The sequence below is a fragment of the Agromyces mediolanus genome (assembly GCF_023715325.1).
Lineage (GTDB): Bacteria > Actinomycetota > Actinomycetes > Actinomycetales > Microbacteriaceae > Agromyces > Agromyces mediolanus_A.
Genome location: NZ_JAMBNX010000001.1, coordinates 49,696 through 73,999, shown reverse-complemented (window position 1 = coordinate 73,999; position 24,304 = coordinate 49,696). Strand labels below are relative to the sequence as shown.

The window sequence follows — 24,304 nt, the reverse complement described above, 5'->3', positions numbered from 1 at the left end:
GGTGGCTTCTCCTGTGAGTGAGTGGAGGTGTGAAGCAGTGCCGGTGCCCGGGCCTCCTCCCGAGGTGTCCCCCGCTCCCGAGTGATCGGGCGGCGGGTTCTGGCACTGCCGTGTTCAGTTGTCGCGGATCCGTGCGCGGCACGGACCGCCGCAGGTCAGCCCTGGCGCTGCTTGTGGCGCGGGTTCGACTTGCAGATGACCATGACGCGGCCGTGACGGCGGATCACCTTGCAGTGGTCGCAGATCGGCTTGACGCTGGGGTTCACCTTCATGAGGGATGTTTCCTTCGATTCGCTGTCCTCGTACCCGCAGGACGCCGCGGGCCGTTACTTTCCGACAGCCCTTACTTGTAGCGGTAGACGATGCGCCCGCGGGTCAGGTCGTAGGGGCTGAGCTCCACGATCACGCGGTCCTCCGGGAGGATGCGGATGTAGTGCTGCCGCATCTTGCCGGAGATGTGGGCCAGGACCTTGTGCCCGTTGGTCAGCTCGACGCGGAACATTGCGTTCGGGAGCGCCTCGATAACCGAGCCCTCGATCTCGATGACACCGTCTTTCTTGGCCATAGCCTCACTATCGCTTGGGGGTAAAGGTGGTCGGTCGTGCGATGGTTCCGCACCGTGGCGCGCTGTCGGCGCATGCCGAAGCGCAGGTGCAGAACACCAAGGGTCTACTGTAGATCATTCCGAACGGAATCGCCAACCGAGCCTCGCGCCGCGAGAGCGGCCTCGGCGGCCTCGGCGGCCGCCCGCTTCGCCTCGGCAGCCCCCTCGGCGGCCAGGGCCGCCCGGGCGATCGCGCGAGCGTCGTCCATCCCGTATCGCGCGAGGGAGGCGCGGACGTCGGCGAGCGCCGACGGCGACATCGACAGGCTGGTCGCGCCGAGCCCCACCAGGACGACGGCGAGCAGCGGGTCGGCAGCGGCCTCGCCGCAGATGCCGACCGGGGTGCCCGTGCTCGTCCCGGCGGCGCCGACCTCCGAGATGAGGCGGAGCACGGCGGGGTGCCAGGGGCTCTGCAACTGCGCCACGCTGCCGAGGAGGCGGTCGGCCGCCATCGTGTACTGGGTGAGGTCGTTCGTGCCGATCGAGGCGAAGTCGCACGCGCCCAGCACCTGCTCGGCGAGGAGCGCCGCCGCGGGGACCTCGACCATCACCCCGGCGGTGCGGACGCCGAGCTCGGTGGCGAGCGCCGTGAAGTAGCGGGTCTCCTCGACGGTCGCGATCATCGGCGCCATCACCCAGAGCTCGGCGTCGCTCGCCGCGCCGGCCGCGGCGAGCGCCGCGAGCTGGTCGCGCAGGACCGGCTCCGAGCGACGGAGGGCGCGGATGCCGCGGAGCCCGAGCGCCGGATTCTCCTCCTCGGCGTCGTTCAGGAAGGCCAACGGCTTGTCCGCGCCGGCGTCGAGCACTCGCACGACGACCTTCTTGCCGGCGAACTCGGTGAGCAGCCTCGTGTACTGCTCCTGCTGCTCGGCGACGCTCGGCGCACGCTCGGCGTCGAGGAAGAGGAACTCGGTGCGGAAGAGCCCGACCCCCTCCGCCCCCAGGCGGAGCGCCTCCGCGGCGCCCGCGACGGAGCCGAGGTTCGCGAGGAGCGGCACCGGGGTGCCGTCCGCGAGCGCGCCGGGAGTCGCCGGCGCCTCGGCGGCCCGCTTCCGGGCGGCCATGCGCTCGCGCGCCTCGGCGAGCTGCGCCTCGCTCGGCGAGACGACGACGAGGTCGCGCTCGGCGTCGACGAGCACCTGCTCGCCGTCGACGAGCGTGCTGGCCTCGGCGGCGCCCACCACGGCGACGATCGACTGCTCGCGGGCGAGGATCGCGGTGTGCGAGGTCGGCCCGCCGTCGCTCGTGACGAGCGCGAGCACCTGCTCGAGGTCGAGCATCGCGGTGTCGGCCGGGGCCAGGTCGCGGGCGACGAGCACGAAGGGATGCCCCGGCTCGGGCACGCCGGGCGCCGGGACGCCGAGCAGGTGCGCGACCACCCGCTGCGAGACGTCGTCGAGGTCGGCGGCGCGCTCCCCGAGGTAGCCGCCCATGCCGGCCAGCAGCTCGCGGAACGCGGCGAACGCCTCGTACACGGCGCGCTCGGCGGTGCGCCCTTCGGCGAGACGCTTCACGACGTCCGCGATCAGGGTCGGGTCGCCGGCCATCATCGCCTGCGCCTCGAGCACGTCCTTGGCGGCGCCGCCGGCGCGCGCGCCCCGGCGCTGCAGCTCCTCGGCGACGGCGGCGAGGGAGGCGCGCGCCCGCTCCTCTTCCCGGGAGGCGTCGAGCGCGCTCGCGCGGTCCTCCGGCTCCGGGAGCGGCTCGGCCATGCGCACGACGGGCCCCGCCGCGACCCCCTGCCCGATGCCGATGCCCTGGATGTCGCGCATGCGGTCCTCCCCCGTCGGTGGCGTCCCTTGCTCCTCGTTCACCCTAGCCCGCGGTCGCGCGCCGAGGTGAGGTTCGTGCGGCTATAACGATCTCGAAGTGGCGCTATTGTCGAACAGGTCTTCGAATTCCGCCGCCGGTTTGGGACGATGGAGGCATGACGAACTCCAGCACCGCTCCGGCGGCACTCGCCGCGTTCAGCGCGGCGGCCGCTGCCGTCGGGACGGTGTGGCAGGGGGCGCTCACCCGCCCGAGCTCGCGCCCCGAGGCCGATGCGCGGGCGATGAGCGACGACGGCCTGGTGCGGGCGATCGAGGCGATCGCCCGCCTCTCCCGGCTCGCGGAGTCGCTGCAGGCGAGGGTGGCCGCCGAGCTCGACGATCGGTGCAGCGGCATCGCCGGCGACGATCTCGCCAAGGCGCGCGGCTGCACCACGCCCGAGCGGCTGATCGCCCAGCTCACCGCGGGTCGATACGTCGAGGCAGCACGGCTCGTCGCGGTGGGCCGCGCGACGGCGACCCACTCCTCCTTCGCGGCGGAGACCTTGCCGCCGAAGCGGCCCGAGCTGGCGCGCGCGCTTCACGACGGCCTCCTCGGGCTCGAAGCGGCCGACGTCATCCGGCGGTTCCTCGACCGGGTCGAACTGCGGGCCGACCCCGATGAGCTCGCGGCGTCCGAGGCGTTCCTCGTCGAGCGCGCCCCGGTTGTCGGGGTCGACGGGCTGGGCCTGCTGGTGAAGCGGCTCGAGGCACGACTCGATCCCGATGGCGTCAAGCCCCGCGAAGACGAACTCCGCGCCAGGCGCGGGCTCCGGATCTGGCAAGACCGAGCGGGCATGGTGAACGTGCGCGGTGCGTTCGATCCGGTGAACGGCGCCGTGGTCACCTCCGCGATCGATGCGCTCGTCGGCGCAGAGCTCCACCGCGCCCGCGACGCCCGCGCTCCCCAGCCCACCGCGGCGGAACCGCGGGGCGACCAGGCGACGAGCGAGACGCGCACGATCGCCCAGCTGAACGCCGATGCGCTCGCCGATCTCGCCCGGCACGCCCTCGGCTGCTCCGACGTTCCGACGCTCCGCTCGGTGACGGTCGTGGTCCGCGCCGATGCCGAGGAGCTCGTCGCCGGCCGGGGCGCGGCGACCATCGACGGCATCGAGCAGCCCGTCTCACTCGAGTCGGTGCGCGAGCTCATCGGCTCGGCGGGCATCTCGCCCATGCTGGTCGGGCGGGGGGAGCTCCCACTGCGGCTCGGCCGCTCGGCGCGGCTCTTCACCACGGCGCAGAAGCTCGCACTCGCCGAACGCGACGGCGGATGCGCGTGGCCGGGGTGTCGTCGTCCGCCGAGTCATACCGAGGCGCACCACATCGCGTGGTGGGGCCGCGACGCAGGCACGACCGACCTCGACAACGGCATTCTGCTCTGCAGTCACCACCATCATCGGGTGCACGACGACGGCTGGGTCGTCCGAGTCCGCGACGGACGCAGCTGGTTCATCCCACCCGCCCACCTCGACCCCCAGCAGGTGCCCAGACCGGGCAACCGCCCGGTGAGGCCCTGGCGCGATCATGGCGCACGATCACGCACGCCGGCGGTGGTGGTGGCGTGAGAACGGTGGCGTGGGAACGGTGGCGTGGGAACGGGAGGGGCTGCAGCCGGGCTCAGGGAATGGGAACCGGCGTGACGCCGAAGGGCGCGAGCCCGGCCGCGCCGCCGTCTGCGGCGGTGAGCACCCAGATGCCGTCGGCGTGCACGGCGACCGAGTGCTCGACGTGCGCGGCGTCCGAGCCGTCGGCGGTCGTCACCGTCCAGCCGTCGTCGCGCACGAAGGTCTCGATCGAGCCGGCGACGATCATCGGCTCGATGGCGACGACGAGGCCCGGCTTCACCGCCGGCCCGCGGCGGTCGACCCGATAGTTGAACACCGGCGGCTCCTCGTGCATGCGCCGTCCGATGCCGTGCCCCACGTAGTCGAGCAGGATTCCGTACTGCCGGCCGGTGCCGCCCGGGGCATCCGCCTCCGCGAGCACCGCGTCTTCGATCGCGCCACCGACCTCGTTCAGGTGACGCGCCGTCGCGAGCGTGGCGATGCCGGTCCAGAGCGCGAGCTCCGTCACCCGCACGAGTTCGCGACGGGACGCGACCACCTCCGGCCGGTCGGGGTCGTCGAGCACGAGCGAGAACGCCGCGTCGCCGTTCCAGCCGTCGACCTCCGCGCCGCCGTCGACCGAGACGAGGTCCCCGGGGCGGAACGGCCGCTCGCCCGGGATGCCGTGCACCACGTCGTCGTCGACGGAGACGCAGAGCGTGTGCCGGTAGCCGGGCTCGAGCTGGAAGTTCGACCGGCCGCCACGGTCCAGGATGACCCGCTCGGCGGCGGCATCGAGTTCCAGCGGCGTCGCGCCGACGGCGATCAGCCGGCGCGCCTCGTCGAGTGCGGCCGCCGTCGCCTCACCGGCCGCGCGCATGGCGCGCAGCTCGGCCGGCGACTTCAGGATGGAGCGGCGGAACACCGGCTCAGGCGACGACGCCCGGGTGCACCGGGGCGAGCCCCCGGGCGGCCAGCGCTGCGAAGATGCGCGAGGTGACCTCGTCGAGGGAGCCGACGCCGTCGATGCGCACGACGATGCCCCGCGCTCGGTAGACGTCGAGGATCGGTGCAGTCTCGCGCTCGTAGATCGCGAGACGGTTCGCGATGACCTCTTCGGTGTCGTCGGTGCGCCCCTGCTCGACCGCGCGCTGACGCAGCCGGGCGATGGACTCCTCGCGCGGCACCTCGAGCTCGATGACGGCGTCGAGCGCCTCACCGCGGGGCTCCAGGAAGGCGTCGAGATCGGCGACCTGTCCGCGGTTGCGCGGGTACCCGTCGAGCAGGAAGCCCTCGGCCGCGTCGGGCTGGGCGAGCCGGTCGGCGACGAGCGCGCTCGTCAGCTCGTCGGGCACCAGGTCTCCGGCCTCGATGATCGACTGCACCTGCTTGCCGAGCGCGGTGCCGCCCTTCACGTTGGCCCGGAAGATGTCCCCGGTCGCGATCTGGGGCACGTCGAACGCCGCAGCGACGAGCACACCCTGGGTGCCCTTGCCGGAGCCCTGCGGGCCGACGATGAGGAAACGGGCGGAGCGGGCTGCGTCGGCGCTGGTCATCGGAGGAGTCCTTCGTAGTGTCGCTGCTGGAGTTGCGCGTCGATCTGCTTGACGGTCTCGAGACCGACGCCGACGATGATCAGGATCGATGCACCGCCGAACGGGAAGTTCTGATTGGCCCCGACCAGCGCGAACGCGATGAGCGGAATGAGCGCGATGAGGCCCAGGTAGAGCGAGCCCGGGAACGTGATGCGGGTGAGCACGTAGTCGAGGTACTCGGCCGTCGGGCGGCCCGCGCGGATGCCGGGGATGAAGCCGCCGTACTTCTTCATGTTCTCGGCGACCTCGTCGGGGTTGAAGGTGATCGCGACGTAGAAGTACGTGAAGCCGACGATGAGCAGGAAGTACAGCAGCATGTAGAGCGGGTGGTCGCCCTTGGTCAGGTAGTTCGTGATCCACGCGACCCAGGGCTGGATCTCCTCGCCCGCCTTCGGCTGGTTGAACTGCGCGATGAGCGCGGGCAGGTAGAGCAGCGAGGAGGCGAAGATGACCGGCACGACGCCGGCCATGTTCACCTTGATCGGGATGTAGGTGTTGTTGCCGCCGTAGGTGCGCCGACCGACCATGCGCTTCGCATACTGCACGGGCACGCGCCGCTGCGACTGTTCGACGAAGACGACCGCGACGACGACGATGAGGCCGATCGCGAGGACGATCGCGAAAACGTCCCAGCCGCGCGAGATGCCGATGGCCCAGAGCGAACCGGGGAAGGTCGAGGCGATCGAGGTGAAGATGAGGAGCGACATGCCGTTGCCGATGCCGCGCTCGGTGATGAGCTCGCCCATCCACATGATGAGGCCGGTACCCGCGGTCATCGTGATGACCATCAGGAGGATCGCGTACCAGGCGTCGTTGGTGATGAGCTGCGAGCAGGACGGGTCGGCCGAGCCGCTGAACAGCGCGCCCGAGCGGGCGACGGTGATCAGGGTGGTCGACTGCAGCACGCCCAGGGCGATCGTGAGGTACCGGGTGTACTGGGTCAGCTTGCCCTGACCGGCCTGGCCCTCCTTGTAGAGGGTCTCGAAGTGCGGGATCACGACGCGCAGGAGCTGCACGATGATCGACGCGGTGATGTACGGCATGATGCCGAGCGCGAAGATCGACAGCTGCAGCAGCGCACCGCCCGAGAAGAGGTTCACGAGCTCGTAGAGCCCGGACGCCCCCTGGTTCGCCGCGAGACAGGCCTGGACGTTCGAGAAGTCCACGAACGGCGCGGGGATGAACGAGCCCAGACGGAACAGGGCGATGATGCCCAGGGTGAAGCCGATCTTCCGGCGCAGGTCCGGCGTGCGGAAGATCCGCCCGATCGCGTTGAACACTCGTCCTCCTGTTGCTCCGTCGTGGAGCGTCATACACAGCATCGGGGCGCGGCGCCCGGATGCGATTCGAGCCTGTCAGGACCCCCGTGAATCATACGCGAGGTCCCGACAGGCTCGAACTTCGATGCTGGATCGGTTACTTGACCGAGCCGCCAGCCGCGACGATCTTCTGCTCGGCCGAGCCGGAGACCTTGTCGACGGCGACGTTGAGCTTCACCTGCAGGTCGCCGTTGCCGAGCACCTTCACGCGCTCGTTCTTGCGAACCACGCCCTTGGCCACCAGGTCGGCGACGGTGACGTCGCCGCCCTTCGGGTAGAGCTCCGCGAGCTTGTCCAGGTTCACAGCCTGGTACTCGACGCGGAAGGGGTTCTTGAAGCCGCGGAGCTTCGGCGCACGCATGTGGTACGGAAGCTGGCCGCCCGCGAAGCCGGGGCGCACCGTGTTGCGGGCCTTCGTGCCCTTGGTGCCGCGACCGGCGGTCTTGCCCTTCGAGCCCTCACCGCGACCGACGCGGGTCTTGTCCTTCTTGGCGCCGGGAGCCGGACGAAGGTGGTGCACCTTCAGGACCTGCTCGCGGGCCTCGACGACGTCGGCCTTCGGTGCCGCCTTCTTGGCCGGAGCCTTCTTGGCGGGCGCCTTTTCGGCCGGAGCCTTCTCAGCGGTGTCGGCCTTGGCGGCGCCGGCCTTCTTGGCCGGAGCCTTGGCGGCCGGAGCCTTCTCGGCGGCGGCCTTCGCCGGCGCCTTCTTCGCGGGAGCCTTCTTCGGGGTCTCCTCGGCGACGTTCTTCTCGTCAGCCATTAGTCAATCTCCTCAACCTTCACGAGGTGGGCGACCGTCTTGACGTAGCCGCGGTTCTGCGGCGTGTCCTCACGGACGACGGAGTCGCCGATGCGCTTCAGTCCGAGGCTCCGGAGCGTGTCGCGCTGGTACTGCTTCTCGCTCACCTTGGACTTGATCTGGGTCACCTTGAGCTGCTTGGCCATCAGGCACCTGCCTTCGCTGCTGCGGCAGCCTCGGCCGCCTCGGCCTCGGCACGCAGGAGACGGGCGGGTGCGACCTCGTCGTAGTCGAGACCACGACGAGCGGCGACCGCGCGCGGCTCCTCGAGCTGCTTCAGCGACTCGACGGTGGCGTGCACGATGTTGATGGTGTTCGACGAGCCGAGCGACTTCGACAGCACGTCGTGGATCCCGGCGCACTCGAGCACGGCGCGGACCGGACCACCGGCGATGACACCGGTACCCGGCGAAGCCGGACGCAGGAGGACGACACCGGCGGCCGCCTCACCCTGCACGGGGTGCGGGATGGTGCTGCCGACGCGCGGGACGCGGAAGAAGTTCTTCTTCGCCTCCTCGACGCCCTTCGAGATGGCGGTCGGGACCTCGCGCGCCTTGCCGTAGCCGACGCCGACGAGTCCGTTGCCGTCACCCACGACGACGAGCGCCGTGAAGCTGAAGCGACGGCCGCCCTTGACGACCTTCGACACACGGTTGATGGTGACGACGCGCTCGAGGAACTGGCTCTTCTCGGCGTCGCGGCCACCGCGGTCGCGACCGCCCTGGCCGCGGTCACGGCCACCACGGCGACCGTCGCGCTCGCGGCGCTCGGGCTGCTGCTCGGTACCGGCAGCGGTCTCGACGGGTGCCTCAGCGGCCACCTCGGTCTCCTTCACAGTGTTTTCACTCACAGGTTCAGCCCTGCCTCTCGCGCTCCATCGGCGATCGCCGCGACACGACCGGCGTACTTGTTGCCGCCGCGGTCGAAGACGACCTCGGCGATGCCGGCCTGCTTGGCGCGCTCGGCGACGAGCTCGCCGACCTTCTTCGCCTTGGCGGTCTTGTCACCGTCGAACGCGCGGAGGTCGGCCTCCATGGTCGACGCGGAGGCCACGGTGCGGCCCTGGGCGTCGTCGACGACCTGCACGAAGACGTGGCGGGCCGAACGGGTCACGACGAGACGCGGACGCAGCTCGGTGCCGACGATCTTCTTGCGAAGGCGGGTGTGGCGGCGCGAACGCGCAGCCGACTTGCTCTTCACGGCCATGGTTACTTACCAGCCTTTCCGGCCTTGCGACGCACGACCTCGCCGGCGTAGCGGATGCCCTTGCCCTTGTACGGCTCGGGCTTCTTGATCTTGCGGATGTTGGCCGCGGTCTCGCCGACGGCCTGCTTCGAGATCCCCGACACGGTGATCTTCGTGTTGCCCTCGACCGCGAAGGTGATGCCGGCGGGCGCCTCGACGACGACCGGGTGCGAGAAGCCGAGCGCGAACTCGATCGCGCTGCCCTTCTGCGCCACGCGGTACCCGGTTCCGACGATCTCGAGACCCTTCGAGTAGCCCTGGGTCACGCCGATGATGTCGTTGGCGATGAGCGTGCGGGTGAGGCCGTGGAGCGAACGCGACTCGCGCTCGTCGTCCGGGCGGCTGACGATGACCTGGCCGCCATCGACCTTGGCCTCGATGGGGCTCGCGACGGTGAGCGAGAGCTCACCCTTCGGGCCCTTGACGGTGACGGCGGAGCCGTCAATCTTCACCTCGACACCGGCGGGGATGTCGATGGGGAGTCGTCCGATTCGTGACATGGACTTACCACACGTAGGCGAGGACTTCCCCACCCACGCCCTTCTTCTCGGCCTGGCGGTCGGTGAGCAGACCGCTGGAAGTGGACAGGATCGCAACGCCCAGGCCACCGAGGACCTTGGGGAGCTCGGTCGACTTCGCGTACACGCGCAGACCGGGCTTCGAGACCCGCTTGATGCCCGCGATCGAACGCTCGCGGTTCGGGCCGAACTTGAGGCTCAGCGTGAGGGTCTTGCCGACGCGCGCGTCGGTGACCTCGAAGTCGGCGATATAGCCCTCGCGCTTGAGGATCTCGGCGATGTGGCCCTTCAGCTTGGAGTGGGGCATCGACACCGCGTCGTGGTGGGCGGAGTTGGCGTTCCGCAGACGGGTCAGCATGTCAGCGACCGGGTCGGTCATCGTCATGGCGATGTGTTCCTTACGTTCACCAGGTTTCAGGACCCGGTACACGGGGACTGACCTGTGGTGGTGCGATTCGCGGTTGCGAATCGTCGAATGCCTGTGCCGGCGCCGCTCCCCTCGACTGGCTCGGGGAGCGGTGCCGGCTCATGCACAAACTCGTAGAGTCTACTACGCGTTCTCGACCTGCTTGAACGGGAAGCCGAGCGACTTGAGCAGCGCCCGACCCTCGTCGTCGTTCTTGGCGGTGGTCACCACGGTGATGTCCATGCCGCGAACGCGGTCGATCTTGTCCTGGTCGATCTCGTGGAACACGCTCTGCTCCGTGAGACCGAAGGTGTAGTTGCCGTTGCCGTCGAACTGACGGTCGCTCAGGCCGCGGAAGTCGCGGATGCGCGGGAGCGCGAGCGACAGGAGGCGGTCGAGGAACTCCCACATGCGGTCGCCGCGCAGCGTGACGTGCGCGCCGATCTGCTGGCCCTCGCGCAGCTTGAACTGCGCGATGGACTTGCGGGCCTTCGTGACCTGCGGCTTCTGACCGGTGATCTTCGTGAGGTCGGCGATGGCGCCGTCGATGACCTTGCCATCGCGCGCGGCCTCGCCGACACCCATGTTGACGACGATCTTGACGAGGCCCGGGACCTGGTGCACGTTCGTGTAGCCGAACTGCTCCAGGAGGCCCTTCGAGATCTCCTCGCGGTACTTCTGCTTCAGGCGGGGCTGGATTTTGCCAGCCGCCACGGCAGTCTCAGTCATCAGAGGTCCTTACCTGACTTCTTGGCGTAACGAACGCGGACGGTCTTGGAGACCCCGTCCTTCGTCACGGTTTCGGTGCGGAAGCCGACGCGGGTCGGCTTCTTGGTCTCGGGGTCGACGATCGCGACGTTCGAGACGTGGATCGGGGCCTCGTGGGTCTCGATGCCGCCGGTCTTCGAGCCGCGCTGGGTCTGGCCGACCCGCACGTGCTTCGTGACGTAGTTGACGCCCTCGACGACGACGCGGTTCTGGTCGACCAGCACCTCGATGACCTTGCCCTGCTTGCCGCGGTCTCCACCGCGGGCCTGGCTGCGGCCGGAGATGACCTGGACCAGGTCGCCCTTCTTGATGTTCGCCATGGGTTAGAGCACCTCCGGAGCCAGCGAGATGATCTTCATGAACTTCTTGTCGCGCAGCTCGCGGCCCACCGGGCCGAAGATACGGGTGCCGCGCGGCTCGCCGTCGTTCTTGAGGATCACCGCAGCGTTCTCGTCGAACTTGATGTAGGAGCCGTCGGGACGACGGGTCTCCTTGCGGGTGCGGACGATGACGGCCTTGACCACGTCGCCCTTCTTCACGTTCCCGCCCGGGATCGCGTCCTTGACGGTCGCGACGATGATGTCGCCGAGGCCGGCGTACCGGCGCTTGGATCCACCGAGGACACGGATCGTGAGCAGCTCCTTGGCGCCGGTGTTATCGGCCACCTTGAGTCGTGATTCTTGCTGAAGCACTTCGAACTCCTTCTATAAGCAAGCCAGGAGGCTTACTTGGCCTTCTCGACGATCTCGACGAGGCGCCAGCGCTTGGTGGCGCTGAGCGGCCGGGTCTCGGAGATGACGACCAGGTCGCCGATGCCGGCGGTGTTCTGCTCGTCGTGCGCCTTGACCTTCGAGGTGCGACGCATGACCTTGCCGTACAGCGGGTGCTTCACGCGGTCCTCGACCTCGACGACGATGGTCTTGTCCATCTTGTCGCTGACGACGTAGCCGCGGCGCACCTTGCGGTACGGACGCTGCTCGGCCGTCTCGGCGACCTCGGCCGTGGCGGCCTTCTTGGTCTCAGCCATGATCAGGCCTCCTTCGTCTCAGCGGCGTCGGCGGCGTCGTCAGCGGCCTTGGCCTTCTTGGTCTTCTTCTCGGCCTTGGCGGGGACCTCGACCGGAGCGGGGGTGGCCCGGATGCCGAGCTCGCGCTCGCGGATCACCGTGTAGATGCGGGCGATGTCGCGCTTGACCGCGCGGAGGCGGCCGTGGCTCTCGAGCTGGCCGGTGGCCGACTGGAAGCGCAGGTTGAACAGCTCTTCCTTGGCCTTCTTCAGCTCGTCGACGAGACGCTCGTCTTCGAAGGTGTCGAGCTCGACGGTCTCGAGCCCCTTAGTTCCGACGGACATTACGCGTCGCCCTCCTCGCGCTTGATGATGCGTGCCTTGAGGGGCAGCTTGTGGATGGCACGGGTCATGGCCTCGCGCGCGAGCTCCTCGGAGACGCCCGAGACCTCGAACAGGACGCGACCCGGCTTGACGTTGGCGACCCACCACTCGGGCGAGCCCTTACCGGAACCCATGCGGGTCTCGGCCGGCTTCTTCGTGAGCGGACGGTCCGGGTAGATGTTGATCCACACCTTGCCGCCACGCTTGATGTGACGCGTCATGGCGATACGAGCGGACTCGATCTGACGGTTCGTCACGTAGGCGGGGGTGATGGCCTGGATGCCGTACTCACCGAAGCTGACCTTGGTGCCGCCCGTGGCGGCGCCGTCGCGCTTGGGGTGGTGCTGCTTGCGGTACTTGACTCGACGGGGAATCAACATGGTTACGCCTCAACTCCTGCTGCCGCCGGCTCCGCAGCCTTGGGGGCGCGGTCGCGGCGGGGACGGTCGCGGTCGCCGCGCGACGGCTTCTGGGCCGCCTGCTCGCGCGCGAGCTCCTTGTTCGTGATGTCGCCCTTGTAGATCCAGACCTTCACGCCGATGCGGCCGAAGGTGGTCTTCGCCTCGTAGAAGCCGTAGTCGATGTTCGCGCGCAGCGTGTGCAGCGGCACACGACCCTCGCGGTAGAACTCCGAGCGGCTCATCTCGGCGCCGCCGAGGCGGCCGGAGACCTGGATCCGGACGCCCTTGGCGCCGGCGCGCTGCGCGCCCTGCAGACCCTTGCGCATCGCGCGGCGGAAGGCCACGCGAGCGGAGAGCTGCTCGGCGATGCCCTGCGCGACGAGCTGGGCGTCGGCCTCGGGGTTCTTCACCTCGAGGATGTTGAGCTGGATCTGCTTGCCGCTGAGCTTCTCGAGGTCGGCGCGGATGCGCTCGGCCTCGGCGCCGCGGCGGCCGATGACGATACCCGGGCGGGCCGTGTGGATGTCCACGCGGACGCGGTCGCGGGTGCGCTCGATCTCGATACGCGAGACACCCGCGCGGTCGAGGGAGGTGGTCAGCATCTGGCGGATGCGGACGTCCTCGGCGAGGTAGTCGGCGTAGCGCTGACCGGGCTTGTTCGAGTCGGAGAACCACCGCGACACGTGGTCGGTGGTGATGCCCAGACGGAAGCCGTACGGGTTGACCTTCTGACCCATTACTTCGTACCCTCCTCGGGCGTGGCGAGCACGACGGTGATGTGGCTCGTTCGCTTGTTGATGCGGAAGGCACGGCCCTGCGCACGCGGCTGGAAACGCTTGAGGGTGGTGCCCTCATCGACGAATGCACGCGCGACGTACAGGTCCTGCTCGTCCAGGTAGGTGTTCGTGGCATCGGCCTTGACGCGAGCGTTCGCGATGGCCGAGGCGACGAGCTTGTACACCGGCTCGCTCGCGCTCTGGGGCGCGAACTTCAGGATGGCCAGGGCCTCCTGTGCCTGCTTGCCGCGGATCAGGTTGACGACGCGGCGAGCCTTCATGGGGGTGACGCGGATGTGTCGCACGCGGGCGATCGACTCCACCATTTCTTCCTCCTTCACACCACCGCGTTCAGCGGCGGCGGCCCTTCTTGTCGTCCTTCACGTGTCCACGGAAGGTGCGGGTGGGCGCGAACTCGCCGAGCTTGTGGCCCACCATGGTCTCGGTGACGAACACCGGGATGTGCTTGCGGCCGTCGTGCACGGCGATCGTGTGCCCGAGCATGGCCGGGATGATCATCGAGCGACGCGACCACGTCTTGATGACGTTCTTGCTGCCGGCTTCGTTCTGGACGACGACCTTGCGAAGCAGGTGCTCGTCGACGAAGGGGCCCTTCTTGAGACTGCGAGGCATCTTCTCTTACTCCTACTTGCGCTTCTTGCCGACGGTGCGACGACGGACGATGAGCTTGTCGCTTTCCTTGTTGGGGCGACGCGTGCGTCCCTCGGGCTGACCCCACGGGCTGACCGGGTGGCGACCACCGGAGGTCTTGCCCTCACCACCACCGTGCGGGTGGTCGATCGGGTTCATGGCGACACCGCGGACGGTCGGGCGGACGCCCTTCCAGCGCTTGCGGCCGGCCTTGCCCCAGTTGATGTTCGACTGCTCGGCGTTGCCGACCTCGCCGATGGTCGCGCGGCAGCGCGCATCGACGTTGCGGATCTCGCCCGAGGGCAGACGCAGCTGGGCGTAGGGGCCGTCCTTCGCGACGAGACGCACCGAGGCGCCCGCCGAACGGGCCATCTTCGCGCCGCCGCCGGGGCGGAGCTCGATGGCGTGCACGACCGTACCGGTGGGGATGTTGCGCAGCGGCAGGTTGTTGCCGGGCTTGATGTCGGCCGCGGGGCCCGACTCGATCAGGTCGCCCTGACGGAGCTTCGCCGGCGCCAGGATGTAGCGCTTCGTGCCGTCCGCGAAGTGCAGCAGCGCGATGCGCGCCGTGCGGTTCGGGTCGTACTCGATGTGCGCGACCTTGGCGGGCACGCCGTCCTTGTCGTTGCGACGGAAGTCGATGACGCGGTACTGGCGCTTGTGGCCACCGCCGATGTGGCGGGTGGTGATGCGACCCTGGTTGTTGCGGCCACCGGTCTTGGAGAGCGGGCGCAGCAGCGACTTCTCGGGCGTCGAACGGGTGATCTCGGCGAAGTCCGAGACCGAAGAACCGCGACGACCCGGGGTCGTGGGCTTGTACTTACGAATAGCCATTGTTTTCTACGCTCCTCAGCCGACAGCCGTGAAGATGTCGATGGAACCGGACTTGAGGGTGACGATCGCGCGCTTGGTGTCCTTGCGCTTGCCGATCCCGAACCGGGTGCGACGGGTCTTGCCCTGACGGTTCAGGGTGTTGATCGACGCGACCTGCACGTTGAAGATCTTCTCGATCGCGAGCTTGATCTCGGTCTTGTTCGAGCGGGGGTCCACGATGAACGTGTACTTGCCCTCGTCGATCAGGCCGTAGCTCTTCTCCGAGACGACCGGCGCGATGATGATGTCGCGCGGGTTCTTGTTGAAAGCGGCGGAGCTCATGCGGAGACCTCTTCCTTCTTGGCCTGCTTCGCGGCGACGAACGCCTCGAGCGCGGCCGTGCTGAAGACGATGTCGTCGGAGACGAGCACGTCGTACGCGTTCAGCTGGTCGGCGACGATCACGTGCACGGCCGGGATGTTGCGGACGGCACGCTCCGAGAGCTCCTCGCCCCGGGCGAGGACGACGAGGAAGTGCTTCGCCGGCGCGATCTTGCCGAGGAGCGCCACGGCGTCCTTCGTCTTGGCCACGTCGCCGGCCGCGAAGCCCTCGACCGCGTGGATGCGGCCGCCGCGGGCGCGGTCGGAGAGCGAGCCGAGCAGGGCGGCCGCGATCATCTTCTTGGGGGTGCGCTGCGAGTAGTCGCGCGGGGTCGGGCCGTGCACGACGCCACCGCCGGTGTGCTCCGGGGCGCGGACCGAGCCCTGGCGCGAACGGCCGGTGCCCTTCTGCTTGAACGGCTTGCGACCCGAACCCGACACCTCGCCGCGGTTCTTGGTCTTGTGCGTGCCCTGACGGGCGGCGGCGCGCTGCGCGACGACGACCTGGTGGATGAGCGGCACGTTGGTCTGCACGTCGAAGAGCTCGGCGGGGAGCTCGACCGTGCCGGTCTTCTTGCCGGTGACGTCGAGGACGTCGATGGTGTTGGCGGTAGCCATGGACTACGCCCCCTTCACAGCGTTACGGACGAACACGAGACGGCCGCGGGCACCGGGGACGGCGCCCTTGACGAGCAGCAGGCCCTTCTCGGCGTCGACGGCGTGCACGCGGAGGTTGAGCACGGTCACGCGCTCGCCACCCATACGACCGGCCATACGCATGCCCTTGAAGACACGGCTCGGGGTCGACGAAGCACCGATCGAACCGGGCTTGCGGTGGTTGCGGTGGGCACCGTGCGAAGCGGAGACGCCCTTGAAGTTGTGTCGCTTCATGACACCGGCGAAGCCCTTACCCTTCGAGGTGCCGACGACGTCGACCAGCTGGCCGGCCTCGAAGGTGCCCTCGACGGTGAGCTCCTGGCCCGCCTCGTACGACGCGGCGTCCGCGGTGCGGATCTCCGTGACGTGACGGCGGGGGGTGACGCCGGCGGCCTGGAAGTGGCCCTGGAGCGGCTGGGTGACCTTGCGCGGGTCGATCTGACCGGCCGCGATCTGCACGGCGGTGTAGCCGTCCTTCTCGGGGGTGCGGATCTGGGTGACCACGTTGGGGTCGATCTGGATGACGGTCACCGGGACGACCTTGTTGTTCTCGTCCCAGACCTGGGTCATGCCGAGCTTGGTGCCGAGCAGACCCTTCACGTTCTTGGTAGCGGTGGACATTTCGAACCTCAGAGCTTGATCTCGATGTTGACGTCGGCCGGGAGGTCGAGACGCATGAGCGAGTCGACGGCCTTGGGCGTCGGGTCCACGATGTCGATCACGCGCTTGTGGGTGCGCATCTCGAAGTGCTCGCGGCTGTCCTTGTACTTGTGGGGCGAGCGGATGACGCACACCACGTTCTTCTCGGTCGGAAGCGGCACGGGGCCGACGACCGTGGCGCCCGCGCGGGTCACCGTGTCGACGATCTTGCGCGCCGAGGTGTCGATGACCTCGTGGTCATACGACTTCAGTCGAATGCGGATCTTCTGTCCCGCCATGTCGAACTCTCTCTCTGTCAAGGCGTCGTACCCCTTCCGAGGGCATTGGACGCCGCGTGGTTCTTACGCACCACTGTTCTGCTGTCAACGGCCGGATGATCGAGCCTGTCGAAGGCACCCCGCGCGCTGCGAACAGCTGCGATGGCCTCGACACGCTCGACCGTCGAGCCACCTCCACCCGCCCGAGCTCGCGCCCGGCCGGAGACACAGGTCGCCCCGGGTCTCGTTGGTGTCGGTTGTCGTGTTCTGCTGCCCGCGGCCTAGCCTGACGCCGGACGTCCTCTCGGACCCGGGGGCTATGCACTGCCTGGCAGTGATTCGAACGGCACGCAGCAAGGCACGCCGTTCAAAATGTTGAACTCAACGAGTTTGCCATATTCGGCAGGTCCGTGCAACCCGGGCGTGTCGCGCCTGCGCCCGTCGAGCCACCGCGCTTCGACGGGCTCAGCGAACCAGGGCGAACACGTCATGATGGGGGGAGACGATCGACGACGCCGAGGAGGCCCCAGGATGACGGACGCGACTGTGCAGCCGAGCAAGAACGAAGGACCCGGCAGCGTCTCGGCGACCCGCCGGTCCTCGCGCCGCTACGTGGGCCGCAACGCGCGCGGCGCCACCGTCGAGATCGGCGCGCCCGAGCTCGACGGCACCCACTTCACCCCCGGTGAGCTCCTGAAGCTCGCCCTCGCCGGTTGCGTCGGCCTCTCGGCCGACCGGGTCGCCGCTCGGCGGCTCGGCGACGACTTCGCGATGACGGTCTGGGCACACGGGCAGTCGGACGAGGCATCCAACCGCTACGAGGCGATCGCCGAGGACCTCGTGCTCGACCTGTCCGGTCTCGAGGAGGCCGAGCGCTCGAAGCTCATCGACATCATGGCGCGCGCCATCGAGAAGGCGTGCACGGTCGGCCGGAGCGTCGAGGGTGCGATCGACGTGAGCACCGAGATCGACGGCACGCGGGTGGGCTGACACCGCCCCGGCGCCGGCCGGCCGCTCACTGCGGCGGCGCCTCGCACGCGCGGCCCCGCTCCTCCGCAGCGATGCCGGGCATCGCCATCCCCGCGCCGACGATGATCGCCACGGCGGTCGCGATGCCGCCGAGCACGAGGGTGGGCCGGGCGAGCACCCGCCCCTTCGCCCGACGGAAGGGATCCTCGATCCAGCGCTTCGACGCCCCCGAGACGGCGAGAGCGAGCACGACGAGCAGCACCATCATCCACGGCGGGCTCGGCATCCCGGTGAGGTAGGGCGCGAACATGAAGATCGGCCAATGCCAGAGGTAGAGCGAGTACGAGACGTCGCCGGTCCACTGCACCGGGCGCCAAGCGGCGAGCCGGGCCGGTGACCACGCCGGCTCCGGCATCCCCGCCCAGATGACCGCGACCGTACCGAGCACGGGCGCGAGCACCACGACGCCCGGGAAGACCTCCTGGTCCTGGAACAGGGCGATCGGCACGAGGATCGCGACGAGCCCGCCCCACGAGACCGCGGACCTCAGCTGCGGGATCCAGCCCCGCGTCGCGGCCGGACCAGCCCGCCGGCGGGAGAGCCAGAGCGCGAGCAGCGCCCCGGCGCCGAACTCCCACGCGCGGGCGAAGGTGCCGAAGTAGGCGAGGTTCGCATCGGCCGCCGTCAGCAGGATCGAGTGCACGAAGGAGGCGGCCGTCACCGTGCCGAGGATCACGACCGTCAGGACGCGGCCGGAGCGCCCCCACTTCGCCGCGAGCACGAAGGCCAGGATGACGAGCAACGGCCAGACGAGGTAGAACTGCTCCTCGACCGAGAGCGACCAGAAGTGCTGCACCGGGGTCGACTCGAGGTCGGCGCGGCGCGGGATCTGCGAGTCGACCGCGAGCTGCCAGTTCTCGAAGTAGAGGGCGCTCGCCACGATGTGCCGGAACCAGCCGCGCCACTCCTCCATCGGCACGACGGCGATCGTGAGCGCCGAGACGACGACGAGCACGGCGACGCCCGCAGGAAGGATCCGGCGGGCGCGGCGCAGGTAGAAGCGGGTGAGCGAGACGCCCCGCTCGGCCTCGGCCTCCCGCACGAGCATGCCCGTGATGAGGAAGCCGGAGACGACGAAGAACACGTCGACGCCCATGTAGCCGGCCGGGGCGACGGCCGGCCAGCCGTGGTGGAGCACCACAGCACCCACCGCGAGCGCCCGGAGCGCCTGAACCTCCGGGCGGATCGCGGATCGTACGAATGGCGGTGTGGGGGAAGCCATCCCATCCACGGTACGTCCGAGTGCCGCGACCCGCCAGGGCGAGCGGCGAGCTCTCCGGATCTCGTCAGGTTCGACGGGACGACGAAAGGGGCCGGGCTCGAAAGCCCGACCCCTCTCAGGTCGCTGTCGCGGAGGTCCTTACTTGAGGATCTTCGTGACGGTACCGGCGCCGACGGTGCGGCCACCCTCACGGATGGCGAAGCCGAGGCCCTCCTCCATGGCGATCGGCTGGATGAGCTCGACCGTCATGTCGGTGGTGTCGCCGGGCATGACCATCTCGGTGCCCTCGGGCAGCGTGATGACGCCGGTGACGTCGGTGGTGCGGAAGTAGAACTGCGGACGGTAGTTCGCGTAGAACGGGTTGTGACGGCCGCCCTCGTCCTTCGAGAGGATGTAGGCAGTGCCCTCGAAGTTGGTGTGGGGGGTGACCGAGCCCGGCGCCACGACGACCTGGCCGCGCTCGACGTCCTCGCGCTTGGTGCCGCGGAGCAGGAGACCGCAGTTCTCGCCGGCCCAGGCCTCGTCGAGCTGCTTGTGGAACATCTCGATGCCCGTGACGGTGGTCTTCTGCGTCGGGCGGATGCCGACGATCTCGACCTCGGAGTTGATCTTCAGCGTGCCACGCTCGGCGCGGCCCGTGACGACCGTGCCACGACCGGTGATCGTGAAGACGTCCTCGACCGGCATGAGGAACGGCTTGTCCTTGTCGCGCACCGGGTCGGGGATCGACTCGTCGACGGCCTCCATGAGGTCGAGGACCGACTGGACCCACTTCTCGTCGCCCTCGAGCGCCTTCAGGCCCGAGACGCGGACGACCGGAGCGTCGTCGCCGGGGAAGCCCTGCGACGAAAGCAGCTCGCGGACCTCGAGCTCGACGAGCTCCAGGATCTCCTCGTCGTCGACCATGTCGCTCTTGTTGAGCGCCACGAGCAGGTACGGCACGCCGACCTGCTTCGCGAGCAGCACGTGCTCGCGGGTCTGAGCCATCGGGCCGTCGGTCGCCGCGACCACGAGGATCGCGCCGTCCATCTGAGCGGCACCGGTGATCATGTTCTTGATGTAGTCAGCGTGACCCGGGGCGTCGACGTGCGCGTAGTGGCGCTTCGGCGTCTCGTACTCGACGTGCGAGATGTTGATCGTGATGCCGCGCTGGCGCTCCTCGGGAGCCGAGTCGATCGACGCGAAGTCGCGCTGCACGTTGGTGGCCGACGGGAACTTGTCGGCGAGCACCTTCGAGATCGCGGCGGTGAGCGTCGTCTTGCCGTGGTCGACGTGACCGATCGTGCCGATGTTGACGTGCGGCTTGGTCCGCTCGAACTTGGCCTTCGCCACTGTGGTCCTCCTCAGGACATCGTGCAACTTCAACGGGCGCCGGATTGCGCTCGGTGGGTTGCGGGGTTGTGTTGATATGTTACGCGACCCGGGTGGGTCGTGCGGGCAGGGAGCCGAACTCCGTGGAAGGAGTTACTCGCCCTTGTTCTTCTGGACGATCTCGTCGGCAACCGCCTTCGGGACCTCCGCATAGCTCTCGAACTCCATCGAGTACACGGCGCGGCCCGAGGTCTTCGACCGCAGGTCACCGATGTATCCGAACATCTCCGAGAGCGGGACGTGCGCACGCACGACCTTCACACCGGCGGCGTCCTCCATGGACTGGATCTGGCCGCGGCGCGAGTTCAGGTCGCCGATGACGTCGCCCATGTACTCCTCCGGAGTACGGACCTCGACGCTCATCAGCGGTTCGAGCAGGACGGGGTTCGCCTTCTTCGCGGCTTCCTTGAAGCCCATCGAACCGGCGATCTTGAACGCCATCTCCGAGGAGTCGACGTCGTGTGCCGCGCCGTCCACGAGGGTGGCCTTCACGCCCACCATCGGGAAGCCGGCGAGGATGCCGTACTGCATCGCGTCCTGGAAGCCGGCGTCGACCGAGGGGATGTACTCGCGCGGGATGCGGCCACCGGTGACGGCGTTCACGAACTCGTAGGTCTTGTCGCCCTCGACCTCGAGCGGCTCCAGCTTGAACTGGATCTTCGCGAACTGGCCCGAGCCACCCGTCTGCTTCTTGTGGGTGTAGTCGTGACGGTCCACCGCGCGGCGGATCGTCTCGCGGTAGGCCACCTGCGGCTTGCCGACGTTCGCCTCGACCTTGAACTCGCGCTTCATGCGGTCCACGAGGATGTCGAGGTGCAGCTCGCCCATGCCCTTGATGACGGTCTGACCCGTCTCGGGGTTGAGCTCGGTGCGGAAGGTCGGGTCCTCCTCGGCCAGCTTCTGGATGGCCGTGCCGAGCTTCTCCTGGTCGGCCTTGGTCTTCGGCTCGATGGCGACCTCGATGACCGGCTCCGGGAACGTCATCGACTCGAGGACGACCTGCTTGTCCGGGTCGCACAGCGTGTCACCGGTGGTGGTGTCCTTCAGACCGATGACCGCGTAGATGTTGCCCGCGGTCAGCGAGTCGACCGGGTTCTCCTTGTTGGCGTGCATCTGGAAGATCTTGCCGATGCGCTCCTTCTTGCCCTTGGTCGAGTTCACGACCTGGGCGCCCGAGTCGAGGTGACCCGAGTAGACGCGCACGTAGGTGAGGCGGCCGAAGAAGGGGTGCACGGCGACCTTGAACGCGAGGGCCGCGAACGGGTCCTTCGCGTCGGGGTGGCGCTCGATGACCTCGTCCTCGTTGCGGGGGTTGCGGCCCTCGATGGCGGGGACGTCGAGCGGCGACGGCAGGAAGTCGATGACCGCGTCGAGCATCGGCTGGACGCCGCGGTTCTTGAAGGCCGAGCCGCAGAGCACGGGGTAGATCTCCGAGTTGACGACCATCTTGCGAATGGCGCCCTTGATCTCGGCGACCGTGAGCTCCTCGCCGCCGAAGAACTTCTCGAGCAGCGCGTCGTCGGTCTCGGCGACGGTCTCGAGCAGGGCCTGACGGTACTCGTCGGCCTTGTCCTTCAGGTCGGCCGGGATCTCCTGGACCTCGTACTTGGCGCCCATGGTCACGTCGCCCTTGGCGTCGCCGGGCCACACGAGGGCGCGCATCTCGATCAGGTCGACGACGCCGATGAAGTCGTTCTCGGCACCGATCGGCAGCTGCAGCACGAGCGGCTTCGCGCCCAGGCGGCTGACGATCGTGTCGACGGTGAAGTAGAAGTCCGCACCGAGCTTGTCCATCTTGTTGACGAAGCAGATGCGCGGCACGTTGTACTTGTCGGCCTGACGCCACACCGTCTCGGACTGGGGCTCGACGCCCTCCTTGCCGTCGAAGACGGCGACGGCGCCGTCGAGCACGCGGAGCGAGCGCTCGACCTCGACCGTGAAGTCGACGTGGCCGGGGGTGTCGATGATGTTGATCTGGTTCTTGTTCCAGAAGCAGGTGACCGCGGCGGACGTGATCGTGATGCCGCGCTCCTTCTCCTGCTCCATCCAGTCGGTCGTCGAGGCGCCGTCGTGGGTCTCGCCGAGCTTGTGGTTCACGCCCGTGTAGAACAGGATGCGCTCGGTGGTGGTGGTCTTGCCGGCATCGATGTGCGCCATGATGCCGATGTTGCGGACCTTGCTCAGGTCGGTGAGCACGTCTTGTGCCACGGGGGTTCCTCCGGATGGGTGGTGCGGAACGGAAGGTCTGGGGCGGGCGGATGCCTGGCCTGGAGCCCTTCGACAGGCTCAGGGGACCAGTCCGGGCATCCGCCCGGCCGACTACCAGCGGTAGTGGGCGAAGGCGCGGTTCGACTCGGCCATCTTGTGGGTGTCCTCGCGGCGCTTGACCGCGGCACCCAGGCCGTTCGAGGCGTCGAGGATCTCGTTGGTGAGACGCTCGGTCATGGTCTTCTCACGACGGGCCTTGGCGTAGCTCGTGAGCCAGCGCAGGGCGAGCGTGTTCGCGCGGTGCGGCTTCACCTCGACGGGGACCTGGTAGGTCGAGCCGCCGACGCGACGCGACCGCACCTCGAGGGTCGGGCGCACGTTGTCGAGCGCCTTCTTCAGGGTGGCGACCGCGTCCTGACCGGACTTGTTGGCGACGTTCTCGAGCGCCTCGTAGACGATGCGCTGCGCGAGGTCCTTCTTGCCGTCGATCAGGATCTTGTTGACGAGCTGGCTGACGACCGGCGAGCCGTACACCGGGTCGGCGACGACGGGGCGCTTCGGAGCGGGACCCTTGCGAGGCATTACTTCTTCTCCATCTTCGCGCCGTAGCGGCTACGAGCCTGCTTGCGGTTCTTCACGGCCTGCGTGTCGAGCGCGCCGCGGATGATCTTGTAGCGCACGCCGGGGAGGTCCTTCACACGGCCGCCGCGCACGAGCACCATCGAGTGCTCCTGCAGGTTGTGGCCCTCGCCGGGGATGTAGGCGGTGACCTCGGTGCCGTTCGAGAGCTTCACACGGGCGACCTTGCGGAGCGCGGAGTTCGGCTTCTTCGGGGTGGTGGTGTACACGCGCGTGCACACGCCGCGCTGCTGGGGGTTGGCCTTCAGGGCGGGAGCCTTGGTCTTGGTGACCTTCGGCGAGCGACCCTTGCGGACCAACTGCTGAATGGTTGGCACTGCTTCTCCTCATTGGTGCTGCACGGTGACAGCGGTGATGGATTTCACATCAGACCCGCCGGCGCCGCAGAACTGCGGAGCCTTCGTGGTGGGTATGCCGTGGGGGTGAACCGCGGATGTCCGCAGGCACCCGGACATGCACGCGCGAGCGCGCACACCCGATCAATCGTAATGCGGCGTCACGTCGCGGTCAAATGGCGCGGGCCGCCGGCGCCGATGTTCGCGGAGGGCGCACGCTCAGGCGCCGGTCCATCCCGGGGCGTCGAGCTCGCGTTCGAGGTCGGCGAGGAGCTCGGCGACCTGCGGCTCGACGAGGCGCTCGACCGCGTTGCCGATGCGGCGGCGATGCTGCGCGAGCTCGACGCAGATGCGGCGGCCGAGCTGCTTCGCGAAGTCGTCCGCGAGGCGGACCTCCTCGCGAAGCGCCTCCTTCTCCTCCGGCGTGAACGGACGCGGCGCCGGCTCCGCCGCCGCGGCCGCGGTGTCGGCCTCGAGCCCGGCGAGGGTGAACAGGAACGGCTGGTCGGGCACCGGCTCGGGGTCGAGCTCCAGGCCGAGGTACTCGGGGTCGAGGCCCTCGCCCGCCCGGTACGGCCGACGCGACTTGCGCTCCTCGGCGAGGCGGATCTCCCGGTGCAGCAGCGGGAGGTTCCGCGCCGTGTAGTCGTCGACGGCGTCGTCGATGACCGTCTTCATGCGCATCGAGAACGAGTGCTGCACGGGGTGCGGCACATCGACGTCGAGCCCCGCCGCGGCCAGGATCGGCGAACCGAAGCACTTCTGGCAGAGCCGCACGCGGGCACGGTGCGTGCCGGGTCGCCACCGCGGCAGCCATTGCAGCCAGCGGTCGACCTCCGAGCTCACGCGAGCCTCGATCGAACCCTGCACGGGCTTCACGATAGCGCCGCTGCCGCCCGGCTGCGCC

The 24,304-nt window shown here is 68.8% G+C and carries 34 protein-coding genes; 2 read left to right on the top strand and 32 right to left on the bottom strand.

Features of this window, described 5'->3' with window-relative positions; all coding sequences use genetic code 11:
- Positions 1-155: 155 nt before the first annotated feature.
- From rpmJ to ptsP, 3 genes are all read right to left on the bottom strand, one after another.
- Positions 156-272, bottom strand: coding sequence for a 50S ribosomal protein L36 (gene rpmJ / locus M3147_RS00390; RefSeq protein ID WP_005050492.1), 117 nt, complete (start codon positions 270-272; stop codon positions 156-158).
- 71 nt (positions 273-343) lie between these two features.
- Positions 344-565: a translation initiation factor IF-1 gene (gene infA / locus M3147_RS00385; protein ID WP_011186713.1), complete on the bottom strand. Its 222-nt coding sequence runs from the start codon at positions 563-565 to the stop codon at positions 344-346.
- Between the two features lie 104 nt (positions 566-669).
- Complete coding sequence (gene ptsP, locus M3147_RS00380) at positions 670-2,376, bottom strand: phosphoenolpyruvate--protein phosphotransferase (protein ID WP_251201565.1); 1,707 nt, start codon at positions 2,374-2,376, stop codon at positions 670-672.
- 155 nt (positions 2,377-2,531) lie between these two features.
- On the opposite strand from ptsP, the gene M3147_RS00375 reads away from it, so the two are divergent.
- Complete coding sequence (locus M3147_RS00375; RefSeq protein ID WP_251201564.1) at positions 2,532-3,980, top strand: HNH endonuclease signature motif containing protein; 1,449 nt, start codon at positions 2,532-2,534, stop codon at positions 3,978-3,980.
- 52 nt (positions 3,981-4,032) lie between these two features.
- Here M3147_RS00375 and map read toward each other — a convergent pair whose 3' ends face one another.
- The 23 genes from map to rpsJ form a co-directional block, all read right to left on the bottom strand.
- Positions 4,033-4,884, bottom strand: coding sequence for a type I methionyl aminopeptidase (gene map / locus M3147_RS00370; RefSeq protein ID WP_308201024.1), 852 nt, complete (start codon positions 4,882-4,884; stop codon positions 4,033-4,035).
- A gap of 4 nt (positions 4,885-4,888) precedes the next feature.
- Positions 4,889-5,515 (bottom strand): adenylate kinase, encoded by a 627-nt coding sequence (locus M3147_RS00365; protein ID WP_251201563.1) that lies wholly within the window; start codon positions 5,513-5,515, stop codon positions 4,889-4,891.
- Entirely contained in the window at positions 5,512-6,834 is a 1,323-nt protein-coding gene (secY, locus tag M3147_RS00360; RefSeq protein ID WP_251202118.1) for a preprotein translocase subunit SecY, read from the bottom strand. The genes M3147_RS00365 and secY overlap by 4 nt, the downstream gene beginning before the upstream one ends.
- A gap of 136 nt (positions 6,835-6,970) precedes the next feature.
- Complete coding sequence (rplO, locus tag M3147_RS00355) at positions 6,971-7,633, bottom strand: 50S ribosomal protein L15 (RefSeq protein ID WP_251201562.1); 663 nt, start codon at positions 7,631-7,633, stop codon at positions 6,971-6,973.
- Positions 7,633-7,818 carry a 50S ribosomal protein L30 gene (gene rpmD / locus M3147_RS00350; protein ID WP_067948559.1) on the bottom strand — a complete coding sequence of 62 codons (186 nt, stop codon included), beginning with the start codon at positions 7,816-7,818 and terminating at the stop codon, positions 7,633-7,635. Before rpmD ends, rplO begins: the two co-directional genes overlap by 1 nt.
- Complete coding sequence (gene rpsE, locus M3147_RS00345) at positions 7,818-8,492, bottom strand: 30S ribosomal protein S5 (protein ID WP_308201023.1); 675 nt, start codon at positions 8,490-8,492, stop codon at positions 7,818-7,820. Before rpsE ends, rpmD begins: the two co-directional genes overlap by 1 nt.
- A 26-nt stretch (positions 8,493-8,518) precedes the next feature.
- Complete coding sequence (rplR, locus tag M3147_RS00340) at positions 8,519-8,878, bottom strand: 50S ribosomal protein L18 (RefSeq protein ID WP_243567474.1); 360 nt, start codon at positions 8,876-8,878, stop codon at positions 8,519-8,521.
- Between the two features lie 2 nt (positions 8,879-8,880).
- On the bottom strand, positions 8,881-9,417 hold the full coding sequence (gene rplF, locus M3147_RS00335; RefSeq protein WP_251201561.1) for a 50S ribosomal protein L6: 537 nt from the start codon (positions 9,415-9,417) through the stop codon (positions 8,881-8,883).
- 4 nt (positions 9,418-9,421) lie between these two features.
- Positions 9,422-9,820, bottom strand: a complete 399-nt coding sequence (gene rpsH / locus M3147_RS00330; RefSeq protein ID WP_251201560.1) for a 30S ribosomal protein S8 — start codon at positions 9,818-9,820, stop codon at positions 9,422-9,424.
- A 165-nt stretch (positions 9,821-9,985) separates the two neighbouring features.
- Positions 9,986-10,570: a 50S ribosomal protein L5 gene (gene rplE / locus M3147_RS00325; protein WP_251201559.1), complete on the bottom strand. Its 585-nt coding sequence runs from the start codon at positions 10,568-10,570 to the stop codon at positions 9,986-9,988.
- Positions 10,570-10,929 (bottom strand): 50S ribosomal protein L24, encoded by a 360-nt coding sequence (gene rplX / locus M3147_RS00320; RefSeq protein WP_251201558.1) that lies wholly within the window; start codon positions 10,927-10,929, stop codon positions 10,570-10,572. The genes rplE and rplX overlap by 1 nt, the downstream gene beginning before the upstream one ends.
- Before the next feature lie 3 nt (positions 10,930-10,932).
- On the bottom strand, positions 10,933-11,301 hold the full coding sequence (gene rplN, locus M3147_RS00315) for a 50S ribosomal protein L14 (protein WP_189083720.1): 369 nt from the start codon (positions 11,299-11,301) through the stop codon (positions 10,933-10,935).
- A 32-nt stretch (positions 11,302-11,333) separates the two neighbouring features.
- Positions 11,334-11,636: a 30S ribosomal protein S17 gene (gene rpsQ / locus M3147_RS00310; protein ID WP_189083719.1), complete on the bottom strand. Its 303-nt coding sequence runs from the start codon at positions 11,634-11,636 to the stop codon at positions 11,334-11,336.
- Between the two features lie 2 nt (positions 11,637-11,638).
- Positions 11,639-11,959, bottom strand: a complete 321-nt coding sequence (gene rpmC, locus M3147_RS19215; RefSeq protein ID WP_285872697.1) for a 50S ribosomal protein L29 — start codon at positions 11,957-11,959, stop codon at positions 11,639-11,641.
- Positions 11,959-12,378 carry a 50S ribosomal protein L16 gene (gene rplP / locus M3147_RS00300; RefSeq protein ID WP_189083717.1) on the bottom strand — a complete coding sequence of 140 codons (420 nt, stop codon included), beginning with the start codon at positions 12,376-12,378 and terminating at the stop codon, positions 11,959-11,961. The genes rpmC and rplP overlap by 1 nt, the downstream gene beginning before the upstream one ends.
- 2 nt (positions 12,379-12,380) lie before the next feature.
- Entirely contained in the window at positions 12,381-13,136 is a 756-nt protein-coding gene (gene rpsC / locus M3147_RS00295) for a 30S ribosomal protein S3 (protein ID WP_251201557.1), read from the bottom strand.
- Positions 13,136-13,501 carry a 50S ribosomal protein L22 gene (gene rplV / locus M3147_RS00290; RefSeq protein ID WP_189083715.1) on the bottom strand — a complete coding sequence of 122 codons (366 nt, stop codon included), beginning with the start codon at positions 13,499-13,501 and terminating at the stop codon, positions 13,136-13,138. Before rplV ends, rpsC begins: the two co-directional genes overlap by 1 nt.
- 25 nt (positions 13,502-13,526) lie before the next feature.
- The gene (gene rpsS / locus M3147_RS00285; RefSeq protein ID WP_022889728.1) at positions 13,527-13,808 is read right to left on the bottom strand and encodes a 30S ribosomal protein S19; all 282 of its coding nucleotides are present in this window, start codon (positions 13,806-13,808) and stop codon (positions 13,527-13,529) included.
- 12 nt (positions 13,809-13,820) lie between these two features.
- The gene (rplB, locus tag M3147_RS00280) at positions 13,821-14,660 is read right to left on the bottom strand and encodes a 50S ribosomal protein L2 (RefSeq protein WP_251201556.1); all 840 of its coding nucleotides are present in this window, start codon (positions 14,658-14,660) and stop codon (positions 13,821-13,823) included.
- 15 nt (positions 14,661-14,675) lie between these two features.
- Positions 14,676-14,981 (bottom strand): 50S ribosomal protein L23, encoded by a 306-nt coding sequence (gene rplW, locus M3147_RS00275; protein ID WP_189083713.1) that lies wholly within the window; start codon positions 14,979-14,981, stop codon positions 14,676-14,678.
- Complete coding sequence (rplD, locus tag M3147_RS00270) at positions 14,978-15,637, bottom strand: 50S ribosomal protein L4 (protein ID WP_243567468.1); 660 nt, start codon at positions 15,635-15,637, stop codon at positions 14,978-14,980. Before rplD ends, rplW begins: the two co-directional genes overlap by 4 nt.
- A gap of 3 nt (positions 15,638-15,640) precedes the next feature.
- Positions 15,641-16,297, bottom strand: coding sequence for a 50S ribosomal protein L3 (gene rplC, locus M3147_RS00265; protein ID WP_189083711.1), 657 nt, complete (start codon positions 16,295-16,297; stop codon positions 15,641-15,643).
- 8 nt (positions 16,298-16,305) lie between these two features.
- Positions 16,306-16,614: a 30S ribosomal protein S10 gene (gene rpsJ, locus M3147_RS00260; protein WP_087135818.1), complete on the bottom strand. Its 309-nt coding sequence runs from the start codon at positions 16,612-16,614 to the stop codon at positions 16,306-16,308.
- A 510-nt stretch (positions 16,615-17,124) separates the two neighbouring features.
- On the opposite strand from rpsJ, the gene M3147_RS00255 reads away from it, so the two are divergent.
- Positions 17,125-17,583, top strand: a complete 459-nt coding sequence (locus M3147_RS00255) for an OsmC family protein (protein ID WP_251201555.1) — start codon at positions 17,125-17,127, stop codon at positions 17,581-17,583.
- A 25-nt stretch (positions 17,584-17,608) separates the two neighbouring features.
- Here the strand turns inward: M3147_RS00255 and M3147_RS00250 are convergent, their stop codons facing one another.
- The 6 genes from M3147_RS00250 to M3147_RS00225 form a co-directional block, all read right to left on the bottom strand.
- A complete protein-coding gene (locus M3147_RS00250; RefSeq protein WP_251201554.1) occupies positions 17,609-18,844 on the bottom strand; it encodes an acyltransferase family protein in 1,236 nt (411 codons plus the stop codon).
- A gap of 138 nt (positions 18,845-18,982) precedes the next feature.
- A complete protein-coding gene (gene tuf / locus M3147_RS00245) occupies positions 18,983-20,176 on the bottom strand; it encodes an elongation factor Tu (RefSeq protein ID WP_189083708.1) in 1,194 nt (397 codons plus the stop codon).
- A gap of 132 nt (positions 20,177-20,308) precedes the next feature.
- On the bottom strand, positions 20,309-22,423 hold the full coding sequence (gene fusA, locus M3147_RS00240) for an elongation factor G (protein WP_308201022.1): 2,115 nt from the start codon (positions 22,421-22,423) through the stop codon (positions 20,309-20,311).
- Between the two features lie 111 nt (positions 22,424-22,534).
- Entirely contained in the window at positions 22,535-23,005 is a 471-nt protein-coding gene (gene rpsG / locus M3147_RS00235; RefSeq protein ID WP_092668506.1) for a 30S ribosomal protein S7, read from the bottom strand.
- Entirely contained in the window at positions 23,005-23,379 is a 375-nt protein-coding gene (gene rpsL, locus M3147_RS00230; protein WP_022889720.1) for a 30S ribosomal protein S12, read from the bottom strand. The genes rpsG and rpsL overlap by 1 nt, the downstream gene beginning before the upstream one ends.
- Before the next feature lie 237 nt (positions 23,380-23,616).
- Positions 23,617-24,267 (bottom strand): spermidine/putrescine ABC transporter substrate-binding protein, encoded by a 651-nt coding sequence (locus M3147_RS00225; RefSeq protein ID WP_251201553.1) that lies wholly within the window; start codon positions 24,265-24,267, stop codon positions 23,617-23,619.
- Between the last annotated feature and the right edge of the window lie 37 nt (positions 24,268-24,304).

What these genes read in the sequence shown, in the direction of transcription:
- M3147_RS00365 (WP_251201563.1), bottom strand. Translation starts at nt 5,515, where the DNA reads ATGACCAGCGCCGACGCAGCCCGCTCCGCCCGTTTCCTCATCGTCGGC.
- rplC (WP_189083711.1), bottom strand. Translation starts at nt 16,297, where the DNA reads ATGTCCACCGCTACCAAGAACGTGAAGGGTCTGCTCGGCACCAAGCTC.
- M3147_RS00375 (WP_251201564.1), top strand. Translation starts at nt 2,532, where the DNA reads ATGACGAACTCCAGCACCGCTCCGGCGGCACTCGCCGCGTTCAGCGCG.
- M3147_RS00250 (WP_251201554.1), bottom strand. Translation starts at nt 18,844, where the DNA reads ATGGCTTCCCCCACACCGCCATTCGTACGATCCGCGATCCGCCCGGAG.
- rplD (WP_243567468.1), bottom strand. Translation starts at nt 15,637, where the DNA reads ATGGCTACCGCCAACACCATCGACGTCCTCGACGTCACCGGCAAGAAG.
- rpsH (WP_251201560.1), bottom strand. Translation starts at nt 9,820, where the DNA reads ATGACGATGACCGACCCGGTCGCTGACATGCTGACCCGTCTGCGGAAC.
- rplW (WP_189083713.1), bottom strand. Translation starts at nt 14,981, where the DNA reads ATGAGCTCCGCCGCTTTCAACAAGAACCCGCGCGACATCATCATCGCG.
- rpmC (WP_285872697.1), bottom strand. Translation starts at nt 11,959, where the DNA reads ATGTCCGTCGGAACTAAGGGGCTCGAGACCGTCGAGCTCGACACCTTC.
- rplB (WP_251201556.1), bottom strand. Translation starts at nt 14,660, where the DNA reads ATGGCTATTCGTAAGTACAAGCCCACGACCCCGGGTCGTCGCGGTTCT.
- infA (WP_011186713.1), bottom strand. Translation starts at nt 565, where the DNA reads ATGGCCAAGAAAGACGGTGTCATCGAGATCGAGGGCTCGGTTATCGAG.
- rplF (WP_251201561.1), bottom strand. Translation starts at nt 9,417, where the DNA reads ATGTCACGAATCGGACGACTCCCCATCGACATCCCCGCCGGTGTCGAG.
- rpsG (WP_092668506.1), bottom strand. Translation starts at nt 23,005, where the DNA reads ATGCCTCGCAAGGGTCCCGCTCCGAAGCGCCCCGTCGTCGCCGACCCG.
- rplR (WP_243567474.1), bottom strand. Translation starts at nt 8,878, where the DNA reads ATGGCCGTGAAGAGCAAGTCGGCTGCGCGTTCGCGCCGCCACACCCGC.
- rpsQ (WP_189083719.1), bottom strand. Translation starts at nt 11,636, where the DNA reads ATGGCTGAGACCAAGAAGGCCGCCACGGCCGAGGTCGCCGAGACGGCC.
- M3147_RS00255 (WP_251201555.1), top strand. Translation starts at nt 17,125, where the DNA reads ATGACGGACGCGACTGTGCAGCCGAGCAAGAACGAAGGACCCGGCAGC.
- rplX (WP_251201558.1), bottom strand. Translation starts at nt 10,929, where the DNA reads ATGGCGAACATCAAGAAGGGCGACCTGGTCCAGGTCATCTCCGGCCGC.
- rpsC (WP_251201557.1), bottom strand. Translation starts at nt 13,136, where the DNA reads ATGGGTCAGAAGGTCAACCCGTACGGCTTCCGTCTGGGCATCACCACC.
- rplP (WP_189083717.1), bottom strand. Translation starts at nt 12,378, where the DNA reads ATGTTGATTCCCCGTCGAGTCAAGTACCGCAAGCAGCACCACCCCAAG.
- rplV (WP_189083715.1), bottom strand. Translation starts at nt 13,501, where the DNA reads ATGGTGGAGTCGATCGCCCGCGTGCGACACATCCGCGTCACCCCCATG.
- ptsP (WP_251201565.1), bottom strand. Translation starts at nt 2,376, where the DNA reads ATGCGCGACATCCAGGGCATCGGCATCGGGCAGGGGGTCGCGGCGGGG.
- rpsJ (WP_087135818.1), bottom strand. Translation starts at nt 16,614, where the DNA reads ATGGCGGGACAGAAGATCCGCATTCGACTGAAGTCGTATGACCACGAG.
- rpmJ (WP_005050492.1), bottom strand. Translation starts at nt 272, where the DNA reads ATGAAGGTGAACCCCAGCGTCAAGCCGATCTGCGACCACTGCAAGGTG.
- rplO (WP_251201562.1), bottom strand. Translation starts at nt 7,633, where the DNA reads ATGGCTGACGAGAAGAACGTCGCCGAGGAGACCCCGAAGAAGGCTCCC.
- rplE (WP_251201559.1), bottom strand. Translation starts at nt 10,570, where the DNA reads ATGACTGAGACTGCCGTGGCGGCTGGCAAAATCCAGCCCCGCCTGAAG.
- rpsS (WP_022889728.1), bottom strand. Translation starts at nt 13,808, where the DNA reads ATGCCTCGCAGTCTCAAGAAGGGCCCCTTCGTCGACGAGCACCTGCTT.
- rpmD (WP_067948559.1), bottom strand. Translation starts at nt 7,818, where the DNA reads ATGGCCAAGCAGCTCAAGGTGACCCAGATCAAGTCCAAGGTGAGCGAG.